The sequence below is a fragment of the Acidobacteriota bacterium genome (genome assembly GCA_009691245.1).
In the GTDB taxonomy this organism is placed as follows: domain Bacteria; phylum Acidobacteriota; class Terriglobia; order 2-12-FULL-54-10; family 2-12-FULL-54-10; genus SHUM01.
In genome coordinates this window covers 1-23,487 of sequence record SHUM01000032.1, presented here as the reverse complement: position 1 = coordinate 23,487, position 23,487 = coordinate 1, and the positions used below count along the sequence as shown (strand labels likewise).

Annotated in this window: 23 protein-coding genes and 3 pseudogenes; 16 read left to right on the top strand and 10 right to left on the bottom strand. The window is 59.7% G+C overall.

Translation table 11 applies throughout. The features are described 5' to 3' along the window. Positions 1–44 precede the first annotated feature (44 nt). The 3 genes from EXQ56_09140 (at position 45) to EXQ56_09130 (ending at position 3,971) form a co-directional block, all read left to right on the top strand. The gene (locus tag EXQ56_09140; GenBank protein MSO20608.1) at positions 45–1,196 is read left to right on the top strand and encodes a hypothetical protein; all 1,152 of its coding nucleotides are present in this window, start codon (positions 45–47) and stop codon (positions 1,194–1,196) included. Between the two features lie 429 nt (positions 1,197–1,625). Further along, on the top strand, positions 1,626–2,633 hold the full coding sequence (gene gap / locus EXQ56_09135; protein MSO20607.1) for a type I glyceraldehyde-3-phosphate dehydrogenase: 1,008 nt from the start codon (positions 1,626–1,628) through the stop codon (positions 2,631–2,633). 129 nt (positions 2,634–2,762) lie between these two features. Further along, positions 2,763–3,971, top strand: a complete 1,209-nt coding sequence (locus EXQ56_09130; protein ID MSO20606.1) for a phosphoglycerate kinase — start codon at positions 2,763–2,765, stop codon at positions 3,969–3,971. A gap of 15 nt (positions 3,972–3,986) precedes the next feature. Here the strand turns inward: EXQ56_09130 and EXQ56_09125 are convergent, their stop codons facing one another. The 7 genes and pseudogenes from EXQ56_09125 to glgC form a co-directional block, all read right to left on the bottom strand. After that, positions 3,987–4,805 carry a hypothetical protein gene (locus EXQ56_09125; GenBank protein MSO20605.1) on the bottom strand — a complete coding sequence of 273 codons (819 nt, stop codon included), beginning with the start codon at positions 4,803–4,805 and terminating at the stop codon, positions 3,987–3,989. 82 nt (positions 4,806–4,887) lie between these two features. Next, on the bottom strand, positions 4,888–5,277 hold the full coding sequence (locus EXQ56_09120; protein ID MSO20604.1) for a response regulator: 390 nt from the start codon (positions 5,275–5,277) through the stop codon (positions 4,888–4,890). 348 nt (positions 5,278–5,625) lie between these two features. Continuing rightward, positions 5,626–7,179 (bottom strand): 2,3-bisphosphoglycerate-independent phosphoglycerate mutase, encoded by a 1,554-nt coding sequence (locus EXQ56_09115; protein MSO20603.1) that lies wholly within the window; start codon positions 7,177–7,179, stop codon positions 5,626–5,628. 64 nt (positions 7,180–7,243) lie between these two features. Beyond that, positions 7,244–7,542 (bottom strand): annotated as a pseudogene (locus EXQ56_09110) (type II toxin-antitoxin system RelE/ParE family toxin). After that, positions 7,532–7,756 (bottom strand): annotated as a pseudogene (locus EXQ56_09105) (addiction module protein). The pseudogenes EXQ56_09110 and EXQ56_09105 overlap by 11 nt, the downstream one beginning before the upstream one ends. 43 nt (positions 7,757–7,799) lie before the next feature. Continuing rightward, on the bottom strand, positions 7,800–9,128 hold the full coding sequence (locus EXQ56_09100; protein MSO20602.1) for a phosphopyruvate hydratase: 1,329 nt from the start codon (positions 9,126–9,128) through the stop codon (positions 7,800–7,802). Positions 9,129–9,197: 69 nt separating this feature from the next. Further along, a complete protein-coding gene (gene glgC, locus EXQ56_09095) occupies positions 9,198–10,412 on the bottom strand; it encodes a glucose-1-phosphate adenylyltransferase (GenBank protein MSO20601.1) in 1,215 nt (404 codons plus the stop codon). Positions 10,413–10,593: 181 nt separating this feature from the next. On the opposite strand from glgC, the gene EXQ56_09090 reads away from it, so the two are divergent. Together EXQ56_09090 and mtaB are read left to right on the top strand one after the other, a co-directional pair. Then, positions 10,594–10,794, top strand: a complete 201-nt coding sequence (locus EXQ56_09090) for a 30S ribosomal protein S21 (protein MSO20600.1) — start codon at positions 10,594–10,596, stop codon at positions 10,792–10,794. 174 nt (positions 10,795–10,968) lie between these two features. Further along, on the top strand, positions 10,969–12,429 hold the full coding sequence (gene mtaB / locus EXQ56_09085) for a tRNA (N(6)-L-threonylcarbamoyladenosine(37)-C(2))-methylthiotransferase MtaB (protein ID MSO20599.1): 1,461 nt from the start codon (positions 10,969–10,971) through the stop codon (positions 12,427–12,429). Between the two features lie 9 nt (positions 12,430–12,438). Here mtaB and EXQ56_09080 read toward each other — a convergent pair whose 3' ends face one another. Together EXQ56_09080 and EXQ56_09075 are read right to left on the bottom strand one after the other, a co-directional pair. After that, the gene (locus EXQ56_09080) at positions 12,439–12,816 is read right to left on the bottom strand and encodes a holo-ACP synthase (protein MSO20598.1); all 378 of its coding nucleotides are present in this window, start codon (positions 12,814–12,816) and stop codon (positions 12,439–12,441) included. Further along, positions 12,813–13,959, bottom strand: a pseudogene (locus EXQ56_09075) ((2Fe-2S)-binding protein). Before EXQ56_09075 ends, EXQ56_09080 begins: the two are co-directional and overlap by 4 nt. An 86-nt stretch (positions 13,960–14,045) precedes the next feature. Here EXQ56_09075 and pgeF point away from each other — a divergent pair. Further along, the gene (gene pgeF / locus EXQ56_09070) at positions 14,046–15,047 is read left to right on the top strand and encodes a peptidoglycan editing factor PgeF (GenBank protein MSO20597.1); all 1,002 of its coding nucleotides are present in this window, start codon (positions 14,046–14,048) and stop codon (positions 15,045–15,047) included. A 67-nt stretch (positions 15,048–15,114) separates the two neighbouring features. On the opposite strand, the gene rlmN is transcribed toward pgeF, so the two are convergent. Further along, positions 15,115–16,260: a 23S rRNA (adenine(2503)-C(2))-methyltransferase RlmN gene (gene rlmN / locus EXQ56_09065; GenBank protein MSO20596.1), complete on the bottom strand. Its 1,146-nt coding sequence runs from the start codon at positions 16,258–16,260 to the stop codon at positions 15,115–15,117. Between the two features lie 291 nt (positions 16,261–16,551). On the opposite strand from rlmN, the gene EXQ56_09060 reads away from it, so the two are divergent. From EXQ56_09060 to EXQ56_09015, 10 genes are all read left to right on the top strand, one after another. After that, complete coding sequence (locus EXQ56_09060; protein MSO20595.1) at positions 16,552–17,004, top strand: DUF411 domain-containing protein; 453 nt, start codon at positions 16,552–16,554, stop codon at positions 17,002–17,004. 440 nt (positions 17,005–17,444) lie between these two features. Beyond that, complete coding sequence (locus tag EXQ56_09055) at positions 17,445–17,759, top strand: hypothetical protein (protein ID MSO20594.1); 315 nt, start codon at positions 17,445–17,447, stop codon at positions 17,757–17,759. Positions 17,760–17,772: 13 nt separating this feature from the next. Further along, on the top strand, positions 17,773–18,267 hold the full coding sequence (locus tag EXQ56_09050) for a hypothetical protein (protein MSO20593.1): 495 nt from the start codon (positions 17,773–17,775) through the stop codon (positions 18,265–18,267). Between the two features lie 226 nt (positions 18,268–18,493). Next, on the top strand, positions 18,494–18,826 hold the full coding sequence (locus EXQ56_09045; protein MSO20592.1) for a hypothetical protein: 333 nt from the start codon (positions 18,494–18,496) through the stop codon (positions 18,824–18,826). A 206-nt stretch (positions 18,827–19,032) separates the two neighbouring features. After that, a complete protein-coding gene (locus EXQ56_09040) occupies positions 19,033–19,275 on the top strand; it encodes an AbrB/MazE/SpoVT family DNA-binding domain-containing protein (protein ID MSO20591.1) in 243 nt (80 codons plus the stop codon). Further along, a complete protein-coding gene (locus EXQ56_09035; GenBank protein MSO20590.1) occupies positions 19,236–19,619 on the top strand; it encodes an mRNA-degrading endonuclease in 384 nt (127 codons plus the stop codon). The genes EXQ56_09040 and EXQ56_09035 overlap by 40 nt, the downstream gene beginning before the upstream one ends. Positions 19,620–19,657: 38 nt before the next feature. Continuing rightward, positions 19,658–21,325: a ribonuclease J gene (locus tag EXQ56_09030; protein MSO20589.1), complete on the top strand. Its 1,668-nt coding sequence runs from the start codon at positions 19,658–19,660 to the stop codon at positions 21,323–21,325. A 1-nt stretch (position 21,326) separates the two neighbouring features. Beyond that, positions 21,327–22,016 carry a TVP38/TMEM64 family protein gene (locus EXQ56_09025; GenBank protein MSO20588.1) on the top strand — a complete coding sequence of 230 codons (690 nt, stop codon included), beginning with the start codon at positions 21,327–21,329 and terminating at the stop codon, positions 22,014–22,016. Between the two features lie 96 nt (positions 22,017–22,112). Then, positions 22,113–22,916, top strand: a complete 804-nt coding sequence (locus EXQ56_09020) for a TIGR00730 family Rossman fold protein (protein MSO20587.1) — start codon at positions 22,113–22,115, stop codon at positions 22,914–22,916. A 288-nt stretch (positions 22,917–23,204) separates the two neighbouring features. Next, a complete protein-coding gene (locus EXQ56_09015) occupies positions 23,205–23,414 on the top strand; it encodes a hypothetical protein (GenBank protein ID MSO20586.1) in 210 nt (69 codons plus the stop codon). Positions 23,415–23,487 lie beyond the last annotated feature (73 nt).

The window sequence follows — 23,487 nt, the reverse complement described above, 5'->3', positions numbered from 1 at the left end:
CCCGTAAGGCGAACGGGTAGTCAAATGATGGCCAGCGAGGTATCATGATTGAGGTAAAGAAAAATATGCTTCCTCTCAATACAATCACCGTACAGGTCAGCACAATCAACCTGCAGGCCCATATAGGCAAACTGGTCGCGCGGACCCGGTCCATCTTATTTGCCATTACCATCGCCTTGGTACTCACGAGCTCCGCCTCCGCTTCCCTTCCCGAGAAATTTGGCGACTGGCAGGGCAGTCCACTCAAAGCCATCACCGATGGTGATTTAAGCGCAACAGCTGGAGAGAACGCAGCGATATTTCGCGAGTACGGCTTCGTTAGCGGGGACCAGCGCGAGTATATTCGCGGCGGTGAGAAGCTGACGGCCACCCTTTGGAAGATGAGGGATGCCACGGGCAGCCTGGGTATATTCACCTTCTTTAACGGACCGGGCAGGAAGGTGGAGAAGGTATCCGAAGATGTAATCTCCACCGGCAATGGCTCGCTGTACCTCTGGCGCGGGGCCTATCTGCTGGAAGCGCGTGGACCGGAAATCGCGCGGGACGAACTTCCTGCGCTTACTGCGGAGATCCCCGCCACTGATGATCGTGAAGCGGTTTTGCCGGCATTGCCTTCCTTCTTCCCCATCGAAAACTTGATTCCCTTATCCCGCAAGTTTGTGGTTGGCCCGCTCGGCTTAGGTCGTGTATTGACGGAACTTCCCGCCGCCAAACTTGGCTTGGAGCATGACACCGAAGCAGCAGTGGCCAAATATAATATCGGCAATACGGCCGCGACATTACTGCTGATTCTGTACCCGACGCCACAACTGGCCGCCAAGAAATTTTCCGAGTTCCTCGATCTGCCGGAGGTCGCCGGAGGCACTGGTTTGCCTCATGTGCTGATGCAAAGAAAGGGTAGCTTGGTTGCGCTGGTCATCGGCGCGCCCACTCCAACGGAGGCCACCCGACTCCTGGATCGAGTCAATTACCAGACCTCGCTAATGTGGAACGAGTTCACCGAGCCAGGCGGGCGAAACGTGGGAAACTTGATCCTCGCGGTATTTTCCTTGGCAGGCACAGTGATCGCATTTGCCTTGGTGGCCGGATTGGCTTTCGGCGGATTTCGGGTTTTTGCCAAAAAATACATCCCTTTCCCCATTTTTGACCGGCCTGTGGACGCAGAGATTACAAAACTGCACTTAGACCAAAAGTAAGCGATTGATAATAGGCCGAAAAGTCCACTTTTGGAGTACATTTTATTTCAAAAAATACAAATTACAGTAGTGCGACACATTTTGTCTTTCCAGTATCATAATGATAATAAACATGTTAGATAGATTTTTTTCGTTCCAGAATTCCCTTGACAAGACTTACGGGGAAGCCATAAACTCCAGTCATAACAGGTTTGATGGTAGCCATTTGTCGAACCAATTCTCCTTTTTCGTCAATGCTCACCCTAGCGGGTGAGCATTTTTTTGCAAATCCGTCCTGCGCTTTCAAATTGGGAGCCCTTCAGGATCGTAAAATTAGCAGTTGCGTTGGTCGGCATAATAATTTCCGGCCAGTCATTTTGAGTTTGTGCCAGATGATCCATCTGGATCGGGTATACCATTCGGCAATTCATTCCACGGGGAGGAAGTAGCATGAGCACTAAAGTAGCGATCAACGGTTTCGGAAGAATCGGGCGGAACATCTACCGAGCCGCGTTGCACGATCCTGAGATCGAAATTGTGGCGGTGAACGACATCACCGACCCAGCCACGCTGGCATATCTTCTGAAGTACGATTCAATTCTGGGCAATCTGGAGAACACCGTGGTGGCCGGAAAGGACTCCATTCAGGTGGACCACCGCACCCTCCGCGTGTTTGCCGAGAGGGACCCCAGCGCCATCAATTGGGAGTCCGTAGGAGCCGAAGTAGTGGTGGAATCGACCGGCCTGTTCACCAAGGCCGCTGATGCCGGCAAGCATCTCCGGGGTAGCGTGAAGAAGGTGATTATCTCGGCGCCAGCCAGCGATGAGGACGTTACGCTGGTGCTGGGCGTGAACGACACAGCCTACGACGCAGCCAAGCACCGCATTGTCTCCAATGCCTCCTGCACCACCAATTGCCTGGCACCCATCGCCAAGGTCATCCACGACAATCTCAACATCCGCTGTGGCTCAATGACCACCATCCACTCCTATACCAACGATCAAAAGCTGCTCGATCTGCCGCACCCGGACTTGCGGCGCGCCCGCGCAGCGGCGCTCTCCATGATCCCCACCTCCACTGGCGCAGCCAAGGCCGTGCATCTGGTGATCCCGGACTTGAAGGGCAAGCTGGACGGCTTCGCCATGCGTGTGCCCACTCCCAATGTGTCCGTGGTGGACCTGGTGGTCTTCACCGAAAAGCCCACCACCGTCGTGGAGGTGAATGCGCTGATGAAGGCTGCCGCCGACGGTCCGATGAAAGGCATCCTCGGGTACTCCGATCAACAACTGGTATCCATCGATTTCAAGGGTGACGAGCGCTCTTCCATCGTGGATGCGCCATTGACCCGCGTGATTGGCGGAAACTGCGTTAAGGTCGTCTCCTGGTACGACAACGAGTGGGGTTACTCCTGCCGTGTCCGCGACCTCATTAAGTTCCTGGCCAAGAAGGGCCTGTAGCGCGCAAAACCGCGCGCGTCAGTAAGCGAACCGGCAAGCTTGTTAGACCCAGTGTCGGTCCGCTTACTGACGCGCGCGGCTTTGTGACAGCATGTGTCGCCTCAATCATTTCAGGGAAAGAACATATACATGTCCAAACTCTCCATTTGTGACCTGAAATTGAAAGGCAAAAAAGTCTTCATGCGCGTGGACTTCAACGTCCCGCTCGGCGAAGACGGCTCGATTACCCCCGTAATCACCGACGACACACGCATCCGCCAGACGCTGCCAACCATCGAACTGGCTCTTCAACAAGGCGCGCGATTGATCCTTGCCTCGCACCTGGGGCGGCCCAAGGGCAAGGTAAGTCCCCAGATGAGTCTGGCGCCGGTTGCCAGCCATCTCGAAAAGTTGTTGGGAACGCCAGTGTCATTTGCCTCCGACTGCGTGGGATCAACGGCCACAGCGGCAGCCGCCGCCTTGACTGATGGCGGTGTGCTATTGCTCGAAAACCTCCGCTTCCACGCGGAAGAGGAAGCCAACGACGAGGCATTCTCCAAACAGCTTGCATCGCTGGCCGATCTCTACGTGAATGACGCCTTCGGCACGGCGCATCGCGCGCATGCCTCCACCGTGGGCATCACCCATCATCTGCAACAGTCCGCCGCCGGCCTGCTGATGGAAAAGGAGCTAGACTACCTGGGCCGCGCGCTTGAGAATCCCGAGCGGCCCTTTGTCGCGGTGCTGGGCGGCGCCAAAGTCTCCGACAAGATCGAGGTCATACGGAACTTGCTGCCCAAGGTGGATGCGCTGATGATCGGCGGGGCCATGGCCTACACCTTCATGCGCGCGCAGGGGCTCGACACTGGAAAATCTCTGGTTGAGGAAAATAAGATTGAGCTGGCGGGTGAACTGCTACAACAGGCCAAGGACAACGGTTGGACGCTGGATCTGCCCGGCGATCATGTCATCGCCGAGAAGGTCGACGCCGCTACCCTGACCAAGACTGTGGACGGACATATCCTTCCCATTCCAGATGGCTGGATGGGCGTGGACATTGGCCCGGAGACGGCCCGCCTTTACGCCGTGCAGGTGGTAACAGCCGGAACGGTCATCTGGAACGGTCCCATGGGAATATTTGAAGTCCCACCCTTTGCCAAAGGAACGTTTGCTGTCGCGCAGGCCGTTAGTAAAGTTCGCGGGACGACCATTGTTGGGGGAGGTGATTCGATCGCCGCCATCACTCAGGCCGGGTTCGCGGACAAGGTCAGCCACATCTCGACCGGCGGTGGCGCTTCTCTCGAGTTTCTGGGGGGCCGCAAGCTGCCGGGCGTGGAAGCTCTCTCGGACAAATCTTAACCAGCGATTGAACTCTTACTCGCCACTGTACGCCAAGCGAATCCGCTCGCTCAAGTCATCGCCGGAGGCCGACCAAAGCAGTCTGCTCTGCAGCGGCACAGCTTTCTCGATGCGGCGAATGAAGCCAAGCAATTGAGTGATGTTGTCGCGGTAACACAAGGCCGATTCCTGCCAATCGTCCTCATCCTCATCTTCTACCTCGTTGGCACTTTCGTGATCCGCGTCATCGGGCAAAAACAACGTGTCCAAGCCGAGATCAATCCTAAGGTGTGGCCGCTCCGGAACCTGAGAGAAGGCACCCTCCGGACTTCCATCCAACTCAGTCCTGGCGACCACCTCTTCAAATGCAGGCCCCAGACAAGTTACCGTGACCTCCATCGGGAGGCGTTTCCATCCTAGCAATTCGTCCGTACGATGCCCTGCCCGATGGTCGCCTGACGATTCGGCAGCTTCCTCCGATTCGCCAGTCGCATCCGCACCTGCCTCGTCTTTGTCCAGGAACTCGTCGTCCACGATGGCTTCCATGTCCGTGTCAGCCAGCTCCTCTGGATTCTTCAAACGCCACATATCCCAGTGGAGCGATGCCTGATAGGCGTAATCGGGATGAAGGAATTCGCGGGCAGCCTCGGCTGCCAATGATACATCGGCCCCTTCGGCGTAGTCCTGCTCAAAAACGGCGGTCTCGCTCCACTCGAATGGAATCACCGCAACACTACGAACGCCCGGTAAGGCTGGCGACGCGGGGAAGGCCTCCAGCACCTTGCCCCATGCTTCAATCATCGAGTTCTCACTGAAGTCAGGGAGCCAGAGGCTCAGATAAATTTGGTCTGCCATCCCTTCATTATTTGGTAAGAGCGTGCGCATGGCAAGCAGGCAGGAGAATCCCTTCGCCTCGCCTGTGACTCCAGCCTGGTGGTTAACTGGCCTGCGCGTTGTGGAAATGCGTGAAGCGGCGCAGGTATTCGCTGTTGCGCGCGCTATTGACGATGCGCAGCAGTTCATTACGTTCGATGGGATCAGGGATCAGATCGAATGCGCCGGACTGGATCACGTCGGCCCACAAATCTTCCTCTCCGCAGCGTGAACAGACAATCACCTCGCACTCGGGCCGCGAGGCGATCACCATCTGCAGAATTTCCCGCCAGCTACCACCGGGGATATCGGCATCCACCAGCACCAGATCGAAGTGCGCCGGAAACCCTAACAACATCATCGCGCGACCCGCGTCGGCGGCCAGGGTCACATCGTAGTGCTCACTCTCCAGAATATTCAGGACGCGAATCTGCCGCTCCGGCGGCATGGCCAATAAAAATTTTTAGGTCATTGCTCACTCCTTTTCCATTTCGGATCGATCGGCGAAGGCAGCCATGAACGACGGCGCGCACCGCACGGCGGAAAACCGCGTGCGCACACCGACACAGGAATCCTAATTAATTGATGTGGGGGGATGGATTGTGACATTCCGCATGATCCCTCCCGAAGAGGTCGCACGCGCATTCGCAGTGAGTGAACGGGTTGAGTCGGAACGAATATACCGCCGAGGCAGTTGTGCGAATCGGCGTGGATCAACTCGGTTACTCAAGTTCCGCGCTGGTACTTCCGGACGCCCCGATTATACGTCCAAACTTCTGTGACAATCACGAATATAAATATTTTATTTCGGCCCAATTGGCTTCCTGCGCAGATCCCGGCCGCTCATCTCGCGTGGCGTCTCCAGCCCGCTGATTCCCAGCAATGTCGGTGCGATGTCGCGCAGGGATCCACCCTCCCGCAAGTGCGGAAGATGGGCGCCAGGAAGCACCATCAGCAAGGGTACAGGTAGAGTGGTGTGATAGGTGTGCGGCCCACCTGTTACCGGGTCAATCATCATCTCGGCATTGCCGTGATCGGCGGTGACGATCATGCCCCCGCCCTCGCGTCGCAGCGCCGCGTAGATGCGTCCGAGACAGCTATCGACCGTCTCCACCGCCTGGATCGCGGCTTCCAACTTTCCCGAGTGGCCCACCATATCGGCGTTGGCGAAGTTAATGATGATGAAGTCGAAGGTCTTGCCCTCAATGGCCTTGACCACGGCGTCGGCGATCCCCGCCGCGCTCATCTCCGGCTTCAGATCGTAAGTCGCCACCTTGGGCGATGGCACCAGGATGCGTTCCTCGCCGGGGAAGGCCGTCTCCACGCCGCCGTTGAAGAAGTAAGTGACGTGCGCGTACTTCTCCGTCTCGGCCACGCGCAGATTGCGCAGACCGTTCTCGGCGATGATGTGCGCCAGGATGTGCTCGGGAGCTTCCGCCTCCAGCACGCGCGGCAAGGCCGACTTCTTGTCATACTGCGTCATGCAGACGTAGGCCAGCCGTTGCGGCATCGACGCGCGCGGAATGCCCTCCAGAAGTGGATCAGTGAGCGCGGTGGTCATCTGACGGGCGCGGTCGGCGCGAAAGTTGCAGAAGATCACGGCGTCTTCGTCGCGGATCACGCCGCGCGGCTCCCCGCGTTCATTGGTAACCACATGAGGCTCGATGAACTCGTCGGTAACGCCCTGCTCATAGGACGCGCGGATTGCCGCCGCCGGATCAGTCGTCTTTTGGCCTTCGCCATTGACGATGGCGTTGTACGCGCGCGCGGTGCGCTCCCAGCGCTTGTCGCGATCCATCGCGTAGTAGCGGCCTGACACGGTGGCCACTTCTCCCACGCCGATGGTTTGCAACTGCTTCTGCAACTGCTCCATGTATCCGATGCCGTTGTTGGGCGGCGTGTCACGACCATCCATGAAGGCATGAACGAAAACTTTCTCGACGCCCGACTGCCGCGCCATGCGTAGCAGCGCGTACAGATGCTCCTGCCGCGAATGCACGCCGCCGTCGCTTAAGAGGCCCAGCAGATGCAGCCGCCGCTCACGCCCGCGCAGCATGGCGTTTACCAGCACCGGGTGCTTGAAGAATTCGCCGGACTGGATCATCTGATCCAGCCGCGTGATGTTCATGTGAATGATGCGCCCGCTGCCCATGTTCAGATGGCCGACTTCGCTGTTGCCCATCTGCCCTTCGGGCAGTCCCACGGCAGGCCCCGAGGTGTGAATAAGCGTATGCGGATAGTCGCGCGTCAGCTCATCCCAAGTGGGCTTGCGTGCCAAGGCGATGGCGTTGCCATAGGAGGAAGGGTTGTGCCCCCAGCCATCCAGAATGATTAGCAGCAGTGGTTTTGGTCGCATGGTCATTGGATTCTGGTTAAAAGGAATTATCTAAACTACAAGGAATTTTCGCAACGTCACAATCTCAGGGAAGCCGCTGGCACCATTTGTCCGGATTGCGGGAAGTGTGAAATATGCAGTAGAGCGTTACCGCGCCTTCCGCGTACCCGAAGAACGCCGCATATGGGAAGCGGCGCACCAACGCCCGGCGATAGGTTTCGTGCGCGAGGGGGTGCATCCCGGGAGTGCGGCAAATGGCTTCCACGCAAGCATCCACACAACTCAGAACTCTTCCCCCAAGCCGGGGCGGCGGCTTTCGTACCAGGCGTAGGCTTCCGCAACGTCCTGCTCAGCCTCCGGGGCTACAATTAGTTTAGCGGGCATGACGGCTGCGAACCCTGCGTTTGAATTCTTCCCAGGCGAGCCCTGAATCCGGGTTCTTCAGTAGATTGGCCTTTCGTCGCGCCAATTCCTATTTTTGCCAGTCATGCACCGGCACGGACTCGGGCGTGGCTGCCAGATCATCCCATAAATCTTCCACTAGCTGAAGTTTCTCGGAAGCACTCAAATCAAAGATCGATGTAGTTGGTGGATTCATGTGAAGCACCCCCGCCAATTCTCTCAAAGCTAGCGCACTTCATTCAACCGCCAAAACCAAATACGGTCTTGCGCCCGAGGAAGCCAGCCTCCGCGCCCAACTCGTCTTCGATGCGCAGCAGGCGGTTGTATTTGGCGATGCGGTCGGAGCGGCTGGCCGAGCCGGTCTTGATTTGCCCCGCGTCGGTGGCCACCGCGAGGTCGGCGATAAAGGAGTCTTCGGTCTCGCCGGAGCGGTGCGAGATGATGGAGTTGAAGCCGGCGCGGCGGGCCATGCCGATGGCCTCCAGCGTTTCGGTCAGCGAGCCAATCTGATTGACCTTGATGAGGATCGAGTTGGCGGCGTGCTCCTTGATGCCGCGCTCCAGCCGCTCGGTGTTGGTGACGAAAAGATCGTCGCCCACTAACTGCACCTTCGCTCCCAGCCTCTGCGTGATCAGCTTCCAGCCATCCCAGTCATCCTCGGCGAGGCCGTCTTCGATCGAGACAATGGGATACTGCCGCACCCAGTTGGCCCAGAACTCGACCATCTGTTCGGAGCTATGCTCACTCTTGTCGGATTTCTTGAAGATGTACTTTCCGTCCTTGTAGAACTCACTCGTCGCCGGATCGAGCGCCAGCATGATCTGCTCGCCGACCTTGTAGCCAGCCGCGTTAATGGCTTCAAGAATTTCTTCAATCGCTTCGGTGTTGGAGCGCAGATTCGGCGCGAACCCGCCTTCGTCGCCCACCGCGGTCGAATATCCCTTTTTCGCGAGCACCTTCTTCAGGTGATGAAATACTTCGACGCCCATGCGCAGCGCGTCGGAAAATTTCTCCGCGCCTATGGGCGCGATCATGAACTCCTGGAAATCAACATTGTTGTCCGAGTGCGCGCCGCCATTGATGATGTTCATCAGCGGCACGGGCAACAACGTGCCCGGCGTCGAGCCGATTGGCGGACCCGCAAGCCCAGCCAGATAGCGGTAGAGCGGCAGGCCCGCCGCCGCTGCCGCCGCGCGCGCCGTGGCCATCGACACAGCCAAAATCGCGTTCGCTCCCAGCTTCGACTTGTTCGGCGTACCATCCAGATCAATCATCAGGCGGTCCACCGCCGACTGTTCTCGCGCATTCGTACCAGCCAACGCCGGGGCAATCACTTTGCCGATGTTCTCGACCGCCTTGCGCACGCCTTTGCCGAGATAGCGATTGGAATCGCCGTCGCGCAATTCAACAGCTTCGTGCTCGCCCGTTGATGCGCCGCTCGGCACCGCCGCCCAGCCTATCGCGCCACTGGATAAAGTAACTTCCGCTTCCACCGTGGGGTTCCCACGCGAATCCAGCACTTCCCTGCCCTGGACACTCTTTATCTTTGTATCTGCTTGCTGGCTCATCGCCGCCTCGCTCACTCGGATTAATAAAATGACTCACTCTACTCAATCACTCCCGGCCATATCCCCATCTTACGGCACGGGACGGCCCACCACCACCACGCCGTTCTCAGTAATCGTGTACCCCCGCTCACGGTCCTGGTCCAAGTCATAGCCGATCTGGATATTCTCTGGAATGTTCACATCGCGGTCGATGATGCAGCGCCGCAAGCGGCTGTAGCGGCCCACGCTGACGCCCGAAAACAGGATGGAACCCTGCACCTCGGAGTAGCTGTTCACGCGCACGTCAGGCGACAGCACGCTCTGCACCACGCGACCGCCGCTAACGATGCAGCCCGGCGACACAATCGAGTCCAGAACCAACCCCATGCGCGATCCCTCCTGCGCGAAAACAAACTTAGCCGGCGGATTCTGCAGCGCCATGGTGCGAATGGGCCAATCGCGGTGATACAGATTAAAAGTCGGCCGCACGGTTACCAGGTCCATGTTGGCCTCGTAGTAAGCGTCCAGCGTGCCGACATCGCGCCAATAGAGCGCCTCCTGGTGATTCTCGTCCACGAACGGGTAGGAGATCACGCGATGGCTCCCCACCATCTCGGGGATGATGTTCTTGCCAAAATCGTGCGCCGAGCTCATGTCGCCGGCGTCCTTGCGCAGCATGGAGATCAGCTTCGACGCGGTGAACAGGTAGATGCCCATCGAAGTCTGCACCGTACCCTCGCGCTGCAGCTCATCCAGCGCCGCGCCCTGCGGCTTCTCCACGAATCCGGTAATGACCCCGCCCGCATCCTGCTGGACCACGCCAAAGCGCGAGGCCGCCTCAGCGGGTTGCGGGATGGTGCCCACGGTAACCTCGGCGCCGGTGCGCTTGTGCTGCTCCAGCATCTTCTGGTAGTCCATCTTGTAGATATGATCCGCAGCCAGCACCAGCACATAGTCGGGGTCCTCGATCAATATGCTGTAAATATTCTGGAAGACAGCGTCCGCCGTGCCCTGATACCAATTCTCGCCCACGCGTTTCATCGGTGGAACAATCTCAATGAACTCGCCCATCTCGGGCGAAAAAATATTCCAACCCAGCCGGATGTGCCGGTTCAACGAAAGTGCCTTGTACTGGGTGAGGATGAATATCTTGCGCAGGCCGGAGTTGATGCAGTTGCTTAAGGTAACGTCGATAATGCGGTAGATGGCTCCGAACGGCACGGCGGGCTTGGCGCGCTCACGCGTTAGAGGGAAGAGCCTTTCACCGGCCCCACCGGCGAGCAGAATGGTCAATACTTTATCCATGACTTCCCTTTGATTGGTGACTGCCGGAAGATATAATCGGTGTCATTCCGAGCCGAGCGCGGAATAACACCCCAAACAGTTTTTCAACGAGCTGCCAGAATTCTATTGTCTCAGGGCTCTAAACTTGAGATTATAGCTGCTGGCACAAAGAAACGCCAAATAGCGAGGGGGTGTATTTACATTGGCGGAAGTTAGACTCCAGGACGGCGAGTCCTTGGAAAACGCCCTGCGCCGCTTCAAGCGGAGAGTTCAGACCGAAGACATCATTAAAGAGATCAAGAAGCATTCGTTCTATCTGAAACCCGGTGAGAAGAAGCGCGTAAAGCAAGCCCTTGCCCGCAAACGCAGCCGTAAGCGTTTTCGTCGTAGTGAAGGCGATTAGTTTTTGGCAGTTACAGTTTTACAATCCGGGCGTGCTGTTACTCAACGGCACGCCCCTTCTCTTTTTCTGTAGCCCCACAGAGCCGCGCGCGTAAGCGAGCGGTCTCGTTTGACGATCATCAGTGGCCGATGAGCGCGTCCGCTCCCTTCCGGTCGCGGCTCTGTCACGCAAAACATGCCCAGCTACCACACCCACAACTTCGGATGCCGAGCCAATCAGGCCGACGGCGCTGCCATCGAACAGGACCTCGCGGCGCGCGGTTACGTCGCCTCACCTGACCAAGCCAAAGCCGACGTGGTTATCCTGAACAGTTGCACGGTAACCTCCGCCGCCGACGCTGACCTGCGCCAGTCCGCGCGGCGCATCCATCGCGACAACCCGCAAGCCCGCATCGTCATCACCGGCTGCTACGCGCAGCGCCGCCCGGAAGAACTGGCCGCGCTGCCCGGCGTGGAGTGGGTTGTCGGTAATGCGCACAAATCCGAGATTGCAGGCCTGCTGGATGTAGAGGAAGCAAATGAAGCAGAGGAAAACGCGCTTGCGCCTGTCCGTTCCTCTGCTTCCTTCTTCCCGATCACCCAACTCGCCGCCACGCATCCCGACGACGACACCGCGCCACTCGGCTCCATCGCGCCCGCGCCGCTAGCACGCATCCTGACCTCGGACATTCGCGCGCAGCGCCAATTTACCGCCGCGCCGTTTTTCGGCGGCACCGTGGAGGATCGCACGCGGCCCAATCTGAAAATTCAGGATGGTTGCAACAATCGCTGCTCGTTCTGCATCATCCCGTCAGTGCGCGGGCTCAGCCGAAGCCTCGCGCCCGCCGAAGTTGTCGAGCAGGTGCGGAGCCTGACCGACGCAGGCTACCGCGAAGTGGTCATCTCCGGCGTGAACCTCGGCCAGTATGGCCGCGACCTCACCGGAGCCGGAGAGGGCACGAGCGGCAGGCGCCGCACCAGCTTCGTGCGATTGTTGCGAAGAGTGTTGGATGAAACGGGGATTGAAAAGTTACGACTTAGTTCCGTCGAGCCGATGGACTTCACCGACACGCTGCTCGACCTGATAGCCTCGACGCCGCGCATCGCACGCCACATCCACGCGCCGCTGCAAAGCGGCTCGGACCGCATCCTGCGCCTGATGCACCGCAAGTACACCGCCGCGCGCTACCGCCAGCGCATCCTCGCCGCTTACGCGCGCTTCCCCAACGCAGCCTTCGGCGCCGACGTGATCGTCGGCTTCCCCGGCGAAACCGACAATGACTTCCAGCAGACTTACGCGCTCATCGACGAGCTGCCCATGACCTACCTGCACGTGTTCCCCTACTCGCGCCGCCCCGGCACCCCCGCCGACCAAATGCCCGACCAAGTCCCGCCGCCAGTGATCCGCGAGCGCGGCCGCCTGCTGCGCGACCTCTCCGCCCGCAAGAACCAGCAATTCCGCGAGCGCCAGGTAGGCCAGATACTCCCTGCACTCACTCTCGATAAGGGAACATCCGGAGGAGCCCCCGCCCTCAGCGACAACTATCTTCGCATCGCGCTCGCACCCAAATCTGAACATCCCGCTCCCAACACCCACGTCCGCGTCCAGATAATTTCGGAATCGCTAGATGGATTGTTCGGCGACGTAATTTCGTAGGAATCCCAATTAATCTTCAATGATGACTTGCGCGAAGGCGGTCGCCTCGGTGTGCGTCATGGATAGATGAATGCGCTGGCCGCCGAGGGCGGCGCAGATTTCCGCAGCCTTGCCAGTCAAGCGCAGCGTGGGCTTGCCGCTGGGCTCGTTGGCTACTTCGAAATCCTTCCAGGTGACGCCGTTGCGCCAGCCGGTGCCCAGCGCCTTCATGGCGGCTTCCTTGGCGGCGAAGCGGGCGGCGAAACGCTCCACGCTGTTCTTGTGACGCTGGCAATAGGCGATCTCCAGGGGAGTAAACACGCGCTGGAGGAAGCGCTCGCCGTGCCGTGCGAGGACCTCGCGCACGCGCGCCACTTCCGCGATGTCCACTCCCGACCCCACAATCATTGTGATTCTGCCGTTTCCTTGGTGTGCAACTGCGCGTGCGTGTCCAGCTCATGCGCCTTGCGTCCGCCGCGCGGGACCTCGCCCTCAACCAACGTGCCGGCAACCAGCAACCGCGCCAGCCCCACGCAGCGCTCCACGAGCGCCATCGTGCAGAAACTTCGAGCCCCGCACGTAGCGCGTATTATTCTCCATGTCCTCGGCGCTCCAGCCGCGCGAATGAGCGATGTAGGGGAACGTGGGGAACTGGCAGCCGATCTCGGCGAAGAAGCCGAGCATCTGCCCGGCCACGGCCTGAATGTTGTCCTGCCCGCCCATGATGATGAACCCCGCGACCTTGTTGCGCATCAGTTGGCGATTTGCGATGGTCTCCTGGTTCTGGATGCAATTCATGCGCTCGACCATCTTGAAGTACAGGCTCGACGGCGCTCCCCAGCGAATCGGCGTGCTCACCAGTATCACGTCGGCCCAGTGCACCACGCCTTCATAGACGCGGTCCAACTGGTCGGTCGGGTCCATCTGGGTGATCGAGCAGGGCCAGGTGCAGGCGCGCGCCGACTTCGAGTATAACCCTTCGCAGGCCCGGAAGCTCAGTTCACGAAGGTGGATGGTGCGCGCCTCGGCGCCGAGCGTGGCGGCGTGCCGCATGGCGTACTCCAGCAGATCGTCGGAGGTGCTGTAGCGCGGCTGATCAGAGATCATGGCCGTGGTCGAGATGCCCAGCACGCGCACCGGGCCCGGCTCGCGGACAGGCGGGCGCGCCAGCGGATGCGGCGCGTGCGGCTTGCGCGAGCGCTTGGTGTGCGGCGTGGCCTCCACCAGCACGCGTCCACTCTCCACCTTCACGCGATGCGCGGGCACCGCATCCTCTTCAAAGCCCGGCTCACCCTGCCCGCCGATGCGGTGAAATTTCCAATAGTGCCAGGGACAAACGACATAGTCCCCGTCTAGGCGGCCTTCGCCCAACGGGCCGCCTGCATGGTTGCACGCTCCGGAAACCGCGCCGAACTCGCCGTCACGGCACGTCAGTGCGAGACGCTTGCCGCCCACGTTAATAGGTTGGACCGCGGTTTTTCTCAACTGCTCCGCATCACCCACGTCGGCCCACTCGGCTGGCGATGCTGGACTGCTGACAGATTCACCCATTTTTCACCATCTCCTTCAGGTCCGGCGGTTCGACAAAAATCCAGCCGGCACGCACAGCGGCTCGTTCCGGTCCGGTACAATAGATAATGCCAGCCAACGCCGGAACGCACAGACTAACACGAATTGGAAAGGAATCCATGCACGCCGCCCGCGCACGGAAAGCCAGTCCCCGACAGCCATCACCACCTTCCGAAAAAAGTGCGCCGACTGACTGCACCATCTTGATAAGCCCGCTGTTCGAGGCAATTCCCTGGCTGGTGCATGGATTCTCGACGCGCTACGGCGGCGTGAGCATTCCTCCTTACTCGCCTTCCAAGCGCGGCGAGCTGAATCTTGGCAGGCTCAAATGGGATTCAGCCGCGAACATCACGGAAAACCGCCGGCGCTTTATCGGTGCCCTGCCCGGCAAGGACTTCCAGCTTCTTACGCTGAACCAGATTCACTCGGACCTGCTGCGCAGCGTTGGCGGCATGAGTGGCCACGCGGGGAGATCACCGTGCGAGGATTCCCTGCGCGGCGACGGACAGATCACCGCGCAGCCGGGTCTGCTGCTCTCCATCCTCAGCGCGGACTGCCTGCCCATTCTGATTGCTGACACGAGGCAGCGCGTGGTGGCCTCGATCCATTGCGGATGGCGCGGCACGCTGCGGCGTATCGCGCAGAAAGGCGTGGGGCGCATGATGATGCTCCACGGTTCGCGTCCTGCAGACCTGCGCGTGGCCATCGGACCGGGCATTCAGGCGTGCTGCTTCGAGGTCGGCGAAGACGTGCTGCGAGCCTTTGAGTCGCAGTTTAATCAGAGCCTGAAATGTTTTGCGCTGCCCCCGGAGCGCGAGCGTCCGTTCGCCGAGCGACACGCGCTAATGTATCGCAACGTCATCAAGTATCCGCTGCTGGAGAAACCGAAGAAGTATCATCTGGATTTAGTGAAGGCCAACGTGAGCCAGCTAGCCGCCGCGGGCGTCCCCGCCGAAAATATCTGGACGGACGCGCCCTGCACGCACTGCCATCCGCGGCAGTTCTTCTCACACCGCCGCGACGCGCTGCGCGCGGGGCGAATGATGTCGGTGATCGGCATTAAATGTTGAACAGGGTGTGGGGCGTTGGGTGTGGTAAGAGCAATTCTGGTTTTCACTACACCCAACACCCCACTCACTACACCCCGCCTTGCGAAGCAAGGCTCAACTGTCCGCAGGCGGCAAAGATGTCGCGGCCGCGGGGGACACGCAGGTAGTTGGAAATTCCCCGATCCTTCAACTCAGCCTGAAACGCGCGAATGACGGCGTCGGAAGTGGTTCGGAAGCCCAGCTCGGGGCCGGGATTCCATCCGATCAGATTTACTTTGCAGGGCAGCTTGCAGATCAATTTCGCCAACTCACGCGCGTGAGCGATTGAGTCATTCACTCCGGCGAGCAGCACATACTCAAAAGTGAGTTGTTCTTTCGGGCGCAGCGGATAGTTGCGGCAGGCGCGCAGCAGCTCGGCGATGGGCCACTTTTTGTTGATGGGCATGATGCGCGTGCGAATCTCGTCATTGGGCGCGTTCAGCGAGATGGCCAGCCGCGGTCGATGGGCCTCCTGCCCCAGCCGCTCGATGCCGGGCACGACGCCGGCGGTCGAGAGCGTGATGCGCGAAGCGGGGATGCCGATGCCCTTGGTGTCGGACAGAATACGGAAGGCGGTCAGGACGTTGTCATAGTTCAGCAGCGGCTCGCCCTGTCCCATGAAGACCAGGTTCAGGCGCGGTGCGCCGGGTGCGGCGGCATGATTTTCCTCTGCGTCGTCTGCCTCCTTTACTTCCTTTGCATCTTTTGGATCATCTGCTTCCTCTGCCTTGCCCATCGCGCGCAGCACCTGGCCGACAATTTCACCAGCGGTCAAGTTACGGAAGAACCCCAGCGCGCCGGTGAGGCAGAATTTGCAATCGACGGCACAGCCTGCCTGCGTGGAAACACAGTAAGTCGTGCGCATACGCAACTCACGCGGATTGCTGGGCAAGTACCTGGGCATCACCACGGCTTCGATCTGCTTGCCGTCGGCCAGGCCCAGCAGAAAGCGCGTGGTGCCGTCGGCGCTGTGGAAGGTGCGGTCCACGGCGGGCAGTGTGGCCTCATAGCGCTCCTGCAATTGCGCGCGCAGCGCCAGCGGAAACGCGGTGATCTTAGCGAAGTCCGCCTGCCGCTCGCGATAGAGCGCGTGATAGAGCTGACGGCCCCGGAAGGCCGGCTCGCCGGCCTGTTTGAGACGGGCTTCCATCTGCTCCAATGTCAGGCCAATCAGTTGTTCTTTTTGAGTTGTCATCGGCATCCAGTTTAGCGCGTTTTCCGGGATGGTGTATCCGAGCCGCGACAGTAATGGAGAGTCCACAATGCACGAACATCTAAACTCTAAACGCAACCGAAGTACTGTGGGAACGATGGAATGCTCCTGATGACGGGACCCTGATGGCAGGACTTGGTTGCGCACACAATTATCGTGGACGCTCCATGACTGTCGCGGCTCGGATACACCATTTTCCCCATCCCGCTGTGTTCTCTGTTATATTGTCCTTAGAAACGTAACTGTCTACCCCGCAAAAGGAGTTTGCCGCATATGCGATTGAGAACCATCCTGCCCGTGCTGATTATTCTCCTGGCGACCATGAGCGTTGCCGCGCGTGCCGCTGATCCGGAGATTACTGTTTATAAATCCAAGTCCTGCGGCTGCTGCAGCGTGTGGCTCGATCATCTGCGCACCAACGGCTTTCAGGTAACAGCGCATGACGTGGATGATCTTGACGAGCGCAAGGACAAGGCGAAAATCCCGGCGGAGCTGCGCTCCTGCCACTTCGGCATCGTCGAGGTCTACGCGATTGAAGGCCACGTCCCGGCGGCGGATATTCATCGCCTGCTGAAGGAAAAGCCCAAGGCGCTGGGACTCGCCGTCCCGGGGATGCCCATGGGCTCGCCCGGCATGGACATGGGTTCGAAGAAAGACGCGTTCAAAGTCCTGCTGTTCACCATGGACGGCAAAACCAGCGTCTGGCAGGCCTACGACGGGAATTAGGGCGCTTTTCGGGATGTTGTTGTATCTGAGCCGCTACCGTCATGGAGCGTCCACGATAATTGTGTGCGCAACCAAGTCCCGCCTTCAGGAGCATTCCGTCGTTCCCACAGTACTTCGGTCGCGTTTAGAGTTCAGGGTTTCGTGCATCGTGGACGCTCCATAATTGTCGCGGCTCGGATCAGTCCACAGGCAACTGCCGCAATTATTTTTTGTGACTGATTCCGGCGTGGGGTATAGTTGGCTGTAAGGGGGACAAGAACATGCGAACTCAATTTAGATTAGCGGCGGCGTTTCTGCTGATCGCCGTGGGCAGCACACTCGCCTCAGCGCAGGTGGAGCGCGTTGCGGCGCGCGCCAATCGCGCACTCTGAGGATCCTGCGGAGCGACTATCAAGTCGATCCTCGAACGCCAGTCTGGCGTTGCCGAAGTTATCGTTGACATGCAGAAGAACATCGTTTTTGTCGCCTATAAGCCCGACACCAGCTTTGACGCCAAGATTCTGCGCGAAGCCGCCGACAAGGCCGACGCGGCCTTCGTGCTCATCCAGATCGTAGCGCGTGGCCACATCGTGGAAGAAGGCGCCAAGCACTTTCTCATCGCCGGCGAAGACCGCTTCCTGCTGATCGAGCCCGCGGAGGGCGCGACGCCGCTGCCAGCCACCTCCGACGCCATCCTCTCCGTGGTGGCCTCGCTAGACGACTCCGCAGACCCCCTCAGGCTGAAGGTAGTCCAGGCCAAACCGGTCGAGCCGTAACCAGGAGGGAACCATGCCTTGGAGTAAAGCGAGCCGGGGTTTCGTTTGGTCAGCGCTTCCGATCATCCTGATTCTCTGGGTTTGGTTCTTCTCAGTCCGCGAGGCACGCGCACAAAGCAACCTGGTTCGTCTCGCGGTGGTCAATACGCCGGCGGAGGGCGGGTTGCTGCGCGAGGTTCTGCCGGAATTCGAGAGGCAGACCGGCCTTCGCGTGGAAGTCTATTCGGGGGAAGACGTCTACGAGCGAGCCCGCGGCGGTCAGGCGGACCTGGTCATCTCGCACTACGGTCATGCCGGACTTGAGCCTTTCATGGCCGACGGCTTTGATTTGTGGCCGCGATTCGTTTTCGGCAATCAGAATGTGATCATCGGACCACCCAGCGATCCGGCGCGCATCTCCGGTCTCTCGGACGCCGTGGAGGGTTTTCGCCGGATCGCCCAAACTCGGTCTACCTTCGTCGTCAACAATAGCGGGATTCCGAAGTACACCGAGGATCTGCTATGGTAATTTGCCGGGCGTCCCAGCAAAGAGGGCTGGTACGTGGACATGGGATTGCGCGAGGCCAACGCGGTGGCGGCGGCAGCGCAACGCGGCGCCTACACCATCTGGGGGCTGGTGCCCTTCCTGCAATATCTGGAAGAAACTCAAGCCGCCCTACGCCCGCTGCTCGTGAATGACGCCATTCTCAGCCGGATGATGGTTACCGTGGTTCTGAAACCGGAGAGGTTCCCCAATGCCAATCTCCAGGGAGCCCTGGCCCTGGAAAAATATCTCTTGCTGCCTGCCACGCAGGCGCGTGTTCGAGCCGCCCGCTATCCGGGCCTCGATCATGCTCTCTGGTGGCCTTCGGCGCGGGAGAACAGCCAGGCCAGCCTGGGCTATGGACCCGATGGCGGCGGGCCGCAAGGGCCTCCCGCCATCAGCGCGGGCGGCGCCGCTGTTTTACGTCTCTCCCGTCCAGATCAATGCGCAGATTCCGACTGACGCCGGCCTGGGGAGCGTCAATGTGATTGTCGTCCGGGGAAACGCCCAAAGCAATAACGCCGCGATTACGCTTGTTCCCTGAACATGGCGCTAAGCCGAAGCAAGCTGCCGTTGACATTCTGGCGGAGGCCATAACACCCGGCGCATTTCGGACGCGGAGCATACTTGTGAGGATTCGCCCCCTTTACCCTCCAGCATGGTTCAGTCGCCGGAAAACCGCAGGGCACTTGATCCGTCCCGGCTGATGACGTATATTCATTGTATAAACTTAGAGCCGGGAGGTTCGCGATGCGCGTGCAGGTTCAAAAGTGGGGGAACAGCCTAGGGCTTCGCATCCCCAAGCCTTTCGCACAGGACGCCGGAGTAGAGGCAGGTTCCGCCGTTGAGCTAACCATCTCCGATGGGCGTCTGATCGTGTCGCCGGTCCGCAAGCGCAAATTGCGGCTGAAAGATATGCTTGCCGGAGTGAAGAAATCCAATCTTCATGGTGAATGGGACACTGGCAAACCAGTCGGACGGGAGATCTGGTAGTGGCCTCGCGATACATCCCCGAGCGCGGAGATATCGCCTGGATTACCTTGGACCCGCACGCCGGCCACAAACTAAGCGGTCGTCGTCCCGCGCTGGTTCTTTCGCCATCGAGTTATAATGGGAAAGTTGGACTGGCCGTGTTTTGTCCGATCACCAGCCAGCAAAAGGGCTTCGCCTTTGAAGTAAAGCTCCCGGGCAATTTACCCGTGTCGGGATGTGTCCTCTCGGACGCGGTGAAGAATCTGGACTGGAAAGTCCGCCGCGCGGAATTCTGTTGCCGTGTTTCTCCAGCATTCTTAAGTGATGTTTTGGAAACGCTCGACACACTTCTGCATAATGAATGATATTTAATTTGTATATCCTGTGAGGTTCGCGCACCTACATGGCTGATAAAAAACTGCAAGTGATCCCGCTCGGCGGGCTGGGCGAGTTCGGCAAGAACATGATGGCCATCCGCTATGGCGATGACATCATCGTCATTGACGCCGGCATGACCTTCCCCGAGGCCGAGCTGCTCGGCGTCGACATCGTCATCCCCGACATCACCTATCTCAAGGAAAATGAGAAATACGTTCGCGCCTTCATCCTGACGCACGGCCACGAGGACCACATCGGCGCGCTGCCCTACGTGCTCGCTGAAATCAATCGCCCCGTCTACGGCACACCCTTCACGCTGGCGCTGGTGGAGGGCAAGCTGGCCGAACACAACCTGCTCGGCAAAGTGAAGTTGCATGAGACCAAGCCCAAGCAGCGCATCACCGTCGGCCCGTTTACGATCGAGTTCATTCACGTAACGCACAGCATCGTCAACGCGGCCATGCTAGCCATCACCACGCCGCTGGGCGTGATCCTGCACACCGGTGACTTCAAGATTGACCCCACGCCCACCGACGGCGAGGTCTTTGACCTGCACACTGTCGCCGAGTATGGCAAGCGCGGCGTGCTGGCGCTGTTCTCTGATTCCACCAACGTGGAGCGCGCCGGCTCCACGCCCTCGGAGCGAGCCGTTCGCCCGCGCCTGGAGCACCTCATCTCGCGCGCGCAGAAGCGCGTGTACGTTTCGTGCTTCTCGAGCTCCATGCACCGCATCCAGTTGATCGTCGATCTGGCGCAGCAGGCCAAACGCAAGGTCGCCTTCCTCGGCCGGAGCCTCTCCAACACCACCGAGATCGCGCACCGGCTGGGATACCTGACCATCCCCGACGGCATGCTGCTGCGCTCCGCCGACATTAAATCCACACAGCGCGAGCGCGTCGCCGTGATCATCACCGGCTGCCAGGGCGAACCCATGTCGGGCCTGGCGCGCGCCGCCGTGGACGATCATCGTCAGGCCGTCATCGAGTCCGGCGACACGGTAATCTTGTCCTCCCGCATCATTCCGGGCAATGATAAACCCATCTTCCGCATGATCAACCACCTCTGCCGCCGCGGCGCCGAAGTCATCTACGATGACGGCTCGCAGCCGCCCATTCACGTCTCCGGGCACGCCAGTCAGGAGGAGCTGCTGCTCATGCTCAACCTGGCCAAGCCGAAATATTTCATCCCCATGCACGGCGAGTACCGCCACCTGCTGCGACATGCGCGGCTCGCGGCGCACATTGAGGAGATCAAGGAGACCTTCGTCCTCGAGATCGGCGATGTGCTGGAGTTCGACGGCGACGGCGCGCGCAAGTCCGGCCGCGTCACCGTGGGACGGCTGTGCATCGACTCTGGATCGATCGACGAAGTGGTCGAAGATATGATTATCCGCGACCGCCGCCATATCTCCGAGGACGGCATCGTCATCCCCATCATCGCCATCAACAAGCTCAGCGGCAAGATCGAATCCTATCCCGAGATCATCAGCCGCGGCTTCGTCTTCGGCGATGACACCGAGGCTTTTCTGACCAACGCCAAGGAGATTATCGTCGGCACGCTCGAAAAATCCTCCGGCGAGGTGCGCGGTGACTATGGATTGATCAAAGAGAAAATTCGCGCCGACCTGAAGCGCTACATCAAGAAGCAAACCTCGCGCCACCCGCTGATTCTGCCAGTCATTATGGAAATTTAGGTTGGAGACCAAGTTGCATCTCGCGCAACGATTCCCTTCCACCAGGCGTCGAGCTGTGATTCTGCTCCTGCTGGCCATCGGCATTGTTCTGGCCGCTACTTCCGACTCGGTTCACTCCTGGCTGCTCGATCTGCTTATCGCCACGGAAGCCATTGTACGGACCCGCCCCGTGCTGGGCGTGATCGCCTTCGTCGCGCTGGCCGCCACCTCGGCGATGGTGGCGTTTGTTTCGAGCGCGCTCATCGCCCCCGTGGCCATACTCGTTTGGGGCAAGGCCATCAGCGTTTTGCTGCTGTGGACCGGCTGGATCATCGGCGGCGCGCTGGCTTATGCCATCGGGCGCTATCTGGGGCGGCAGGTGGTAACGGCGCTGCACCGCGGCCCGGCGCTGCACCGCTACGAAAATATCATCACCCATCGCGCGGGCTTCGGCTTCGTCCTGCTCTTTCAGTTCGCCGTGCCCTCGGAGGTTCCCGGATATCTGCTGGGCCTGGCGCGCTATCCCTTCTGGAAATATTTCGTCATCTTGCTGACTGTCGAGCTGCCCTACGCCATCGCCACCATTTACCTCGGCGCCAGCTTCCTCGAACGCCAGACCACGCTGCTCATCGGCCTGGGCGCGGTGGTCATCGCGTTCAGCGCGCTGGCCCTGCGCACCATCCACCACCGCATCACCCGCAACCACGGTTAGGGCAATGCGGTGTGACCGTGCCGCGCTACATGTTCAGCGCCACTGGCCTAACGTTACTCCTTCCGGCCTCGCCCCTGACTGGTTTACTCTAGCTGCATGGCCACCAACGACGATTCCATCATCCCCACGCACTTCATCACTCCCGCACCCGAGCCGCGCTGGGGTAAAGCCTCCTCCACGCCCGAGGAGCAGAAGTTCCTCGAAGGCCCGCGTACCCGCCGCTTCGAGTTCTTCCGCGCCCTGCGCGTCTTCCGCGAACTGATCTCCGGCTTCCGCCAACTGCACTTCGTCGGCCCTTGCGTAACCGTCTTCGGCTCGGCGCGTTTCCCCGAGTCGCACCCCTACTACCAGCAGGCCCGCGAACTTGGGGGCCGACTCGCACGGGAGGGCTTCACGGTGATGACCGGCGGCGGCCCCGGCCTGATGGAAGGGGCGAATAGAGGCGCCAAGGAGGCCGGCGGTTCTTCCATCGGCTGCAACATCACCCTGCCCTTGGAGCAAGCGCCCAACCCCTATCTCGACCGCTTCGTACAGTTCCGTTACTTCTTCATCCGCAAAGTGATGTTGGTGAAGTATTCCTACGGCTTCATCGCCGCTCCCGGCGGCTTCGGCACCATGGACGAACTTTTCGAGGTGGCCACACTGATTCAGACCGGTAAGATACAAAACTTTCCAGTCGTCCTGTTCGGCACAGCCTACTGGGCTCCGCTGGTTCACTTCCTTCGCGAGTCATTGCTGGCCAATCACGCCATTGACGCCGAAGACCTTGACCGCATCGTGGTTACTGACTCACCTGCCGTTGCCGCCGAGTGCATGGTCCAGGCCGCCACGCAGCGCTTCGGACTGAAATACCGCGTCCGCCGCAAGCCCGCCCGCATCCTATTCGAGCGCGGTGTGTGACGGCCCGGCGGCAAGTCTAATCAAGAGTGTAGTTTCCGTCACTCCGTGGCAATCGCCGCCTCCATCCACAGACAGGGCCTATTGCTTACTAGGCCTATACCTTACTGTAAATTCATGTCGATTTTTCGCCAAATCCAGCATTAGCTTGTGTCATAATTCGCACGGTAGCCTCTTGTCCACCCTCCTCCGCTGGCACTATGGTGCTGGGAGGCATCTCGCCCTCCCGGCGATTTAGTTGAAATCAGGATGACGATGAAAGACTGAATGGTTTTAAGGAGACCCGCGACCATGCATCACACGCCCACAATCCGTTACTGGTTCCACACACTGCTTTTCGCCAGCCTTATTCTGGTGCTGGCCCACCCGCGCATACTCTCTGCGGCGGAGAGTGCCGCGGCGGCGAGTGATGCGGCGAATCAAGTTGTGCCGGGGCAGATTCAATTCAGCGGAAACGTCTTAACCGCGGAGGGCGCAGAGGACACGGAGGTAAAGGCATGAGCGCGCGGTGTCACTTTCGCGCTGTTCGCCGAGCAGACGGGCGGGACGGCGCTGTGGATCGAGACGCAGAATG

What these genes read in the sequence shown, in the direction of transcription:
- EXQ56_09050 (MSO20593.1), top strand. Translation starts at nt 17,773, where the DNA reads ATGCCTTGGAGTAAAGCGAGCCGGGGTTTCGTTTGGTCAGCGCTTCCG.
- gap (MSO20607.1), top strand. Translation starts at nt 1,626, where the DNA reads ATGAGCACTAAAGTAGCGATCAACGGTTTCGGAAGAATCGGGCGGAAC.
- EXQ56_09060 (MSO20595.1), top strand. Translation starts at nt 16,552, where the DNA reads ATGCGATTGAGAACCATCCTGCCCGTGCTGATTATTCTCCTGGCGACC.
- mtaB (MSO20599.1), top strand. Translation starts at nt 10,969, where the DNA reads ATGCCCAGCTACCACACCCACAACTTCGGATGCCGAGCCAATCAGGCC.
- EXQ56_09015 (MSO20586.1), top strand. Translation starts at nt 23,205, where the DNA reads ATGCATCACACGCCCACAATCCGTTACTGGTTCCACACACTGCTTTTC.
- EXQ56_09100 (MSO20602.1), bottom strand. Translation starts at nt 9,128, where the DNA reads ATGAGCCAGCAAGCAGATACAAAGATAAAGAGTGTCCAGGGCAGGGAA.
- EXQ56_09040 (MSO20591.1), top strand. Translation starts at nt 19,033, where the DNA reads ATGCGCGTGCAGGTTCAAAAGTGGGGGAACAGCCTAGGGCTTCGCATC.
- EXQ56_09080 (MSO20598.1), bottom strand. Translation starts at nt 12,816, where the DNA reads ATGATTGTGGGGTCGGGAGTGGACATCGCGGAAGTGGCGCGCGTGCGC.
- EXQ56_09140 (MSO20608.1), top strand. Translation starts at nt 45, where the DNA reads ATGATTGAGGTAAAGAAAAATATGCTTCCTCTCAATACAATCACCGTA.
- EXQ56_09030 (MSO20589.1), top strand. Translation starts at nt 19,658, where the DNA reads ATGGCTGATAAAAAACTGCAAGTGATCCCGCTCGGCGGGCTGGGCGAG.
- EXQ56_09130 (MSO20606.1), top strand. Translation starts at nt 2,763, where the DNA reads ATGTCCAAACTCTCCATTTGTGACCTGAAATTGAAAGGCAAAAAAGTC.
- rlmN (MSO20596.1), bottom strand. Translation starts at nt 16,260, where the DNA reads ATGACAACTCAAAAAGAACAACTGATTGGCCTGACATTGGAGCAGATG.
- EXQ56_09020 (MSO20587.1), top strand. Translation starts at nt 22,113, where the DNA reads ATGGCCACCAACGACGATTCCATCATCCCCACGCACTTCATCACTCCC.
- EXQ56_09055 (MSO20594.1), top strand. Translation starts at nt 17,445, where the DNA reads ATGCAGAAGAACATCGTTTTTGTCGCCTATAAGCCCGACACCAGCTTT.
- glgC (MSO20601.1), bottom strand. Translation starts at nt 10,412, where the DNA reads ATGGATAAAGTATTGACCATTCTGCTCGCCGGTGGGGCCGGTGAAAGG.
- EXQ56_09125 (MSO20605.1), bottom strand. Translation starts at nt 4,805, where the DNA reads ATGGCAGACCAAATTTATCTGAGCCTCTGGCTCCCTGACTTCAGTGAG.
- EXQ56_09035 (MSO20590.1), top strand. Translation starts at nt 19,236, where the DNA reads ATGGGACACTGGCAAACCAGTCGGACGGGAGATCTGGTAGTGGCCTCG.
- EXQ56_09115 (MSO20603.1), bottom strand. Translation starts at nt 7,179, where the DNA reads ATGCGACCAAAACCACTGCTGCTAATCATTCTGGATGGCTGGGGGCAC.
- pgeF (MSO20597.1), top strand. Translation starts at nt 14,046, where the DNA reads ATGCCAGCCAACGCCGGAACGCACAGACTAACACGAATTGGAAAGGAA.
- EXQ56_09045 (MSO20592.1), top strand. Translation starts at nt 18,494, where the DNA reads ATGCCAATCTCCAGGGAGCCCTGGCCCTGGAAAAATATCTCTTGCTGC.